The sequence below is a fragment of the Flavobacterium tructae genome (genome assembly GCF_002217475.1).
Classification (GTDB): Bacteria; Bacteroidota; Bacteroidia; order Flavobacteriales; family Flavobacteriaceae; genus Flavobacterium; species Flavobacterium tructae.
This window is the reverse complement of sequence record NZ_MUHH01000035.1, coordinates 22,907-29,774: the sequence shown is the minus strand read 5'-3', so window position 1 is coordinate 29,774 and position 6,868 is coordinate 22,907. Positions and strand designations below refer to the sequence as shown.

6 protein-coding genes are annotated in these 6,868 nt (G+C 34.9%); 1 reads left to right on the top strand and 5 read right to left on the bottom strand.

Going from position 1 to position 6,868, the window contains the following annotated elements:
• Window positions 1-40: 40 nt before the first annotated feature.
• Both B0A80_RS15975 and B0A80_RS15970 read right to left on the bottom strand, forming a co-directional pair.
• Window positions 41-397 carry a hypothetical protein gene (locus tag B0A80_RS15975; protein WP_089077913.1) on the bottom strand — a complete coding sequence of 119 codons (357 nt, stop codon included), beginning with the start codon at window positions 395-397 and terminating at the stop codon, window positions 41-43.
• Between the two features lie 33 nt (window positions 398-430).
• A complete protein-coding gene (locus B0A80_RS15970; RefSeq protein ID WP_089077912.1) occupies window positions 431-1,843 on the bottom strand; it encodes an L-dopachrome tautomerase-related protein in 1,413 nt (470 codons plus the stop codon).
• Between the two features lie 477 nt (window positions 1,844-2,320).
• On the opposite strand from B0A80_RS15970, the gene B0A80_RS15960 reads away from it, so the two are divergent.
• Complete coding sequence (locus B0A80_RS15960) at window positions 2,321-3,973, top strand: hypothetical protein (RefSeq protein ID WP_089077911.1); 1,653 nt, start codon at window positions 2,321-2,323, stop codon at window positions 3,971-3,973.
• Window positions 3,974-4,047: 74 nt separating this feature from the next.
• Here the strand turns inward: B0A80_RS15960 and B0A80_RS15955 are convergent, their stop codons facing one another.
• The 3 genes from B0A80_RS15955 to B0A80_RS15945 form a co-directional block, all read right to left on the bottom strand.
• Window positions 4,048-5,424 (bottom strand): nucleoside permease, encoded by a 1,377-nt coding sequence (locus B0A80_RS15955; protein ID WP_089077910.1) that lies wholly within the window; start codon window positions 5,422-5,424, stop codon window positions 4,048-4,050.
• Between the two features lie 67 nt (window positions 5,425-5,491).
• A complete protein-coding gene (gene cmk / locus B0A80_RS15950) occupies window positions 5,492-6,184 on the bottom strand; it encodes a (d)CMP kinase (RefSeq protein ID WP_089077909.1) in 693 nt (230 codons plus the stop codon).
• 47 nt (window positions 6,185-6,231) lie between these two features.
• On the bottom strand, window positions 6,232-6,834 hold the full coding sequence (locus B0A80_RS15945) for a murein L,D-transpeptidase catalytic domain-containing protein (RefSeq protein WP_089077908.1): 603 nt from the start codon (window positions 6,832-6,834) through the stop codon (window positions 6,232-6,234).
• Window positions 6,835-6,868 lie beyond the last annotated feature (34 nt).

Sequence of the window (6,868 nt, the reverse complement as noted above, 5' to 3'; positions counted from 1 at the left end):
TAATGGGTTTTTAGGGTTTTAACAGAAATCTTCGGCAGTTCTAGCCGAATAAAGCCATTCCGTTTTGCATTCTGTCTACTAAACCTATGCAAAGTATAAATGAAAATAATGCCGTTATTACTGCAATAAAAGCAAATACAAGTAACAATTTTCGAACAGAAGACCTGATAAAATGTTGCTGCTCTTCTTGTAAAGCATACCGCCAAATATTTCTAAAGTTTTTATAAATCACAATGCCAACAAGCCCCATAATCGCAAAAATAGCAGCTGTCACTATAGTCAGTACATGAAAGAATAACTGATTGTCATGAAGAAAAACATCACTTAGTGTAACGAAACTAAGTACAAATAGCGCTGTTATAGCAATACTGATTGAAACTCTGAAGAATTTGAACATTTTACACTTTAAATTAGATTTAGTATAGTACACTTATTGCTTAAAACGATAAATAAAATATGGAGGTTTCCCCTGATCGTTCGCACCTGTAAAAGCTGGCGAACTATTGAGCTGATTGACTGAAATGTACATCCAGCCGTCGGGTCCTTTATAAACATTATCCGGCCATTGCAATTTTTGAGTGTCCTGTACAATAGTAGTCAATTTACCCGCAGTATCCAACTTTGTTATGGCGTGTTCTTGCAGATTTGTAAAATAATGATTTCCGGCTTCATCTGTCAAAGCACCATCGCTAAAAGGTTTGCTGCCTACTTTTTTTATTGCCTTACTAATTTCGGCATCACTTTTACCTTCTCTGAATAGTTTGGCTGGCACGCTATACCATGAAGTTCCATTCATTGCTCCAAAAAATATCGTTTCCCTGTCATTTGAAAGTGTAATCGGGTCAATGGCTACACGAGCCGGTTTTCCACCAAAATAAGTTACTTTACCATCAATAATCATGTCTTTATCTTCTGCCTGTAAAGAACTATGTCCGCTAAATCGGCGTGTTTTTTTTGTTTTCAGATTCAAAACAATAATACCCGGATTGGCAATATCGGCTAAGTAAGCAAAACCATTTTTTTCATCAATGGCAACATCCTGCGTAAATGTACCTTTAGGCGCAATAGTTTGAGGCAATTCAATTTTTTGAACTACTTTATTCTTACTGATATCAAAGGCCCAAAGTCTGGATTTACCTAATTCGAGTCCCATATCGGTAACCCATAACTGATTGTTTTTATCAAAGATTAAACCCAACATCGCATCAAATTTTACATCGGTTGCTTTTGCATCATATTTCTGATAAGCTTCAGATGGGTAAGGAATCGCTTTTCCGTTTACAATTTCTACCAATTGCATCTTCTGACTTCCCAACGGATGAATGGTTGCAAAAACACGACCCTCGGCTGATACAGCCACATCACCGGGACGAATGTCCATTGCAGCAACTACTTCGAGAGGTTCGGTTGTTTTTTTGGTACTGGCAAAATAATTGGCAGTTCCTTCGATCCAGTCTTTACGTGGGGGAGCAAAAAAATCAATGTCTAATGTTCCGTCTTCCAGGCATTCAAACTGATGGGGAATATTCCCCGGAATAATCAACACCTCTCCGGCACTAACAATGTACTCTTTACCTTGCATGGTTACTTTTACACTTCCCTTTGTAATATAAGTCGTTTGCTCATTTGGATGTTGATGGACTGGCACTTTAGCACCTTTATCCATCTTAAACAACGCCAGCATCCCCTGCTCTCCATACACATATTTACGCTGTAATTTATCTCCTAGTTGTTCCCATCCCAAATTATCAAATTTTAGATGTTGGATTTCTTTCGTCTGCTGTGCAGTCATAGCAGCAGTGAGCAAAATCATAATAGAAATTGCTAATTTTAATTTTGTCATGTTTTTCGAATTTTAAAATTTAATAAATGGCTTTTTTAGTAAGCACTTTTAACATTGTTTTGTTTTGTCCACGGTTTGTCGAAGACTCTGTTCTGCTGTGGCAAAATAACCTCACAGCCCGGTTTTTGATCAAGACTTACTTTTATGGTTGCTGCAGTCAATTTACCGGACATCATGTGTCCGCCATAAGTACGGTCTGTTCGAAATAGTTATCTTACACAAACAAAGATATCCTTTAAAAAACTAGGAAAAATTGTACCTTACAGCTTTTTTTCTGTACAATTTTGTCATCATCTCTAAAAATTAATCCTATTCCTGATAAATTGCAATACCATTTTACACCAAAACACAGATGTGATCTCAAAACATGATAGAATTAATTACTCTAACGGATAATATAATGCTGATTTCCGATAATAAACTAACATACAGATCTTCAGAAAGCAATGATATTTGCTATTCCTTACTCTTAAAACTATGATAAAATTAATTCCTTCAAGATTCCGAATATATTGCTATTCGGCAAGTTGTTTTTTAGTGTTCACCGGCTGCAAAACAATTGACCAGGATGTTATTCAGCATAACTTTATCGTCGGAGAAAGAAACAAAGGCGATTTGTTCTACAATAATTTACTGGATGTCTCCATCGAAATACCGAAAGGTGTTGTTTATGACGATCTGTCTAAGATTAAAAAAAGTGCCCTGCAAAAACGAATTGGGAATTCCAAAGATGTTACTGCTGCTCATTTATTCCTAAGGTACAAAACAGACCAAAACTTAGAGACTTTCTATTTCTTTGAGAAGATTGAAAAGCCAAGCGATACCATTGTTCATGAAAAACTGCTGCAAAATGACAGTATCAATGGAATTATTGTTTACGAAAAAATAAAGGGATCAAAAAAAATTGTTGCTCTTACGCGAATGTCAGCCAACACCAATCATTTGGAAAAGGCGACCGAAAGTATGAGGAAGGTTCATTTGGACAGTACCTCTTTGAATAAACTGTCGTATATGCAGCTTTTTAATTATTATACCACTGAACCACATAAAAATTACCTGCAGGGAAGAGAAAAAATTAAAAAGGCTCCTATAAAAGATCCAAAAAAAATAATGCTCAAAGATCCTTTGTACTTAACAATCAATTCTTATATAGGTGATAATAGAGAATACGATGCATTGATTAAGGGCTATGAAAGCGATAAAAGTGATTTTAACCGCACCGTTTTAAACTCGCTGTCCCAAAATGAAGTGAAAAAAGAGGAAGCTGTAATTGCGGCAATTGGGGATCTCGCTAACGACAATCAGATGATTATACTCAATGAAGATCATTTTTATCCCAAGCATCGGTTGTTTGCCATGAATCTTCTGGATGTCTTGAAACAAAAAGGGTTTACTGTAATTTCGATGGAAACCTATACACCAAATTATAATACTAATACTGCGCCTGTTCCAAATGCCAAAAATGGTTTTTATATCAAAGATCCCTATTTTGGTCACTTCGTAAGGAAAGCCAATGCTATGGGATTTACTCTTGTGGGGCATGAAAATTCAGATCAGAAAATAGATCGGGAAATAGGGCAAGCCAAAAATGTCATGAATATATTAGAGAAAGATCCAAAGGCTAAAATTTTTATTTATGTGGGACACGGTCATCTGGAAGAAGAAGGCAAAAAACGTCTTATGGCCAATTATTTAAAAGAATACTCAAACATAGATCCCGTTACCATCAATCAGGAGACTGTTATGATGAAGATAAAAGAAAAATTAGTTCTGCTTCCAAAATCGGTATTCGCCAAAGATACTTTAATGAAATCAAGTGCTGATTACTTTTTAATCAACAACCTTGAAGCCAACCTACAGTCTGTTTACCCTAATCAGGTTTTTAAAAAGGTAAGTCTGAAGGACCAAAAATTTATTCCGCTTAAAAACCAAGAGCTTTTGGTTGACGTTTTCTTATTAGACGAATACAATACAACTAAAAACGCAGATTTGTTAATTCCGATTCAATCTACTCTAATTACGCCGAAGTCTGATACAATTGAGACGAATTTGCCTGTGGGTCAATACTATATTACCGTAAAATCAGCTAATAATGATCTGTTTTCATTTAATCGTATCGAAGTCAACTAAAGATACAAATGATGTCAAAAAAAATCCCGTTTTCATCGTGTTGAAAACGGGATTTTTAATACTGTTATTTTTTTCTAATGACTCAAATTCTCTAATTCTTTCGGGTCATGTTTGTGTTTAAATAAAATCGCAAAAGCAATTGCAATTACTAAGGCATAAGCTGCAAATGACAGCCAGATGGTTTGCCAGTCTTTCATTAAAATAGGATTCGTAAATATTCCATCTGCAGAAACTGAATTACCCTGACCTTTTACAAAATCAAGCATTTTTGAATTTGTACTTTCAGTTTGTAAAAATGACGCCAATTCAGTTGTATTAGTGAACGATTTGGTAAAAAAACGATCAATAGCCCAACCTGAAGTTAAACTTCCTAAAACCGCTCCTATACCATTGGTCATCATCATAAACAATCCTTGTGCAGACGAACGTATTTTTGAATCGGTATTGCTTTCAACGAACAACGAACCTGAAATATTGAAAAAATCAAATGCCATTCCGTACACAATACATGACAATATGATCATCCATAAACCTCCTACAGGGTCTCCAAAACCAAATAATCCAAAACGCAATACCCAGGCCAACATACTAATCAGCATTACCTGTTTGATTCCAAAACGTCTTAAGAAAAATGGAATTGCAAGAATAAATAATGTCTCAGAAACCTGAGAAATCGACATGATGATAGTCGAATATTTAATTACAAAAGAATCTGCATATTTAGGAAAATGTTTGAATTCGTCTAAAAATACGTCTCCGTAAGCATTCGTCAATTGCAAAGCGCCTCCTAAAAACATAGAGAATACAAAAAACAAGGCCATTTTATAATTTCCAAACAATTTAAAGGCTTCCAAACCTAAAGTTTCAACCAGAGAGGCATCTTCCTTAGTAAGACGCTGCGGCTTACATTTTGGCAATGTGAAGGCATAAATTCCAAGAATCAACGCACCAACTCCGGCAATGTAAAACTGATATTCTGTTGCTTTGCTTCCACTTAAATTAGTGATCCACATTGCAGCGATAAAACCAATGGTACCCCAAACACGGATAGGCGGAAAATCTTTTACAATATTTTTATTATTTAATTTAAGCGAGGTATACGAAATTGAATTACTCAAAGCAATGGTTGGCATGTAGCAGCACATTGCGATAAACATTACGTATATAAAATTATCGGGGGTGGTAACGTGTGCAATACCAAATAAAACTACTGCATAAAGAATGTGCAGGGCACCATATAATTTTTCTGCATTAATCCATCTGTCTGCAATAATTCCGGTTAAAGTGGGCATGAATAAAGAAGCAATTCCCATGGTTCCGAAGACCAGACCAAACTGGGTTCCTTCCCAGTTTTTAGTTCCAAACCAATAATTTCCAATTGTTATAAGCCAGGCTCCCCAAACAAAAAATTGAAGAAAGCTCATTATAATCAACCTGTTTTTAATTCCCATATGATGAAATTGTCTTTAAAATAAATGAAGCGGTAAAACTACCATTAAAAATGATATCTACAAAAAATTAAATTGTTTTAACAACATCTGTTACTAATTCCAGCACTGCTGTAAACTGTTCTTCTCTGTTTAAGTAAGAATTATCTATTTCTATCGCATCATCGGCAATAATTAAAGGAGAATCTTCACGATGTGTATCGATATAGTCTCTCTCGACTACATTTTTCAGGACGTCTTCATAAGAAACGTCGTCGCCTTTTTGCTGCAATTCATCAAAACGTCTTTGTGCACGGGTTTCGGCACTGGCTGTCATGAATATTTTAAGCTCAGCATTTGGAAACACTACAGTACCAATGTCTCTTCCGTCCATTACAATACCTTTATTTTTCCCCATTTCCTGCTGTTGTTCCACTAATTTGGAACGTACTTCAGAAACTTCTGCTACTTTACTAACGAAACTGGAAACTTCAATGGTTCTGATTTGTTTCTCTACATTTTCTCCATTAAGATACATCTCGGCAAAACCAAGATCGGTATTAAATTTAAACTCTAACTGAATGTTCGGTAAAGCTGTAATAAGGGCTGCTTTATCAAAAAAATCGGCTGCAATAAGCTGGTTTTGCATGGCAAAATACGCTACGGCACGGTACATTGCTCCGGTATCTACATAAACATATTCTAACTCTTTTGCTAATTGTTTTGCCAAAGTGCTCTTTCCTGTTGAGGAGAATCCATCAATTGCAATGGTAATTTTTTTCAATTTTTTTATTTTTTAAATTTAAACTTATTTACTGCTTCCATCCGCTTTTAATAGTAAATACTCATCACAATATCGGATCCGGAATTGTCAATTATTTTTGCCACTCTTTCAAAATACTTTTTATTCACCATTGGGCATCCATAACTGTTGCAAATATATCCATTTTGCTCTTTATACGGAACATCAAAATAATAATGAAAAACAATATTACGATCAAATGCATTAGAATTTGTGGGATCTAATCCGTATAATTTATAGGCTTTACCAAACTTTCCATTATAATGCTCACCAACAGCATATTTCCCCAATGAAGTGCTGAGTGAATTAGGGACATTACTAAATTTTAGTTTACCTTTTATTTTAGTCTCAGATCCTAAACCATGAGCTACTAAACCTTTATCAATAATTTTATTAGCTCTTAGATCGTATATAAAAAAGCGATTCTTGCCCGAAGGAATTTTCATATCGATAAAGAAAGCATATCTGTCATTGTATTTTGAATCACTTTTTATAATTTCCTTGATTTCATTGATCTTTCTTTTGTCAATTGTACTTGTTACTGCTAAAGAAACTATACTGTCTTTCCTGCTGATCTTATACCCAATAAAGAAAAGCAATACAATAAGAAAAATAAATAGGATTTTCTTCATACTATAATATTGGACAATGTGGAAATATAAAATG